The organism is Streptomyces sp. URMC 126 (assembly GCF_051386555.1).
In the GTDB taxonomy this organism is placed as follows: Bacteria; Actinomycetota; Actinomycetes; order Streptomycetales; family Streptomycetaceae; genus Streptomyces.
Window position 1 is genome coordinate 1 of the sequence record NZ_JBPQTX010001021.1, and the last position, 259, is coordinate 259.

Consider the following 259-nt stretch of genomic DNA (forward strand, 5'->3'; position numbering starts at 1 on the left):
GCGTGATCGCGAATGGTCCATCGCGGCCGACAACTTCAATCGGCTGAAGGACGGGCGCCGCCGGGCCTCGGAGGTGACCGAACACAGCCGCCACGGATTGAAACACGTTTGCATCGCTCGTGCGCAGCACGATTCCGCTGTCGGGCAGAGTGACGGGGAGCTCGTATGCGAGCGCACCCGCTGACGTTTACGGCGAAGTTACCGGGTGGACAAGCGCCATGCGCAGCCAGCCCGCGACGACGGAAGCGACGAATTGTTC

Annotated in this window: 1 protein-coding gene; it reads left to right on the plus strand. The window is 64.5% G+C overall.

The window, feature by feature from the left end:
• A partial coding sequence (locus ACSNOK_RS34930) for a hypothetical protein (RefSeq protein ID WP_436784723.1) occupies positions 1–184 on the plus strand: 184 nt, incomplete at its 5' end.
• Positions 185–259: the final 75 nt, after the last annotated feature.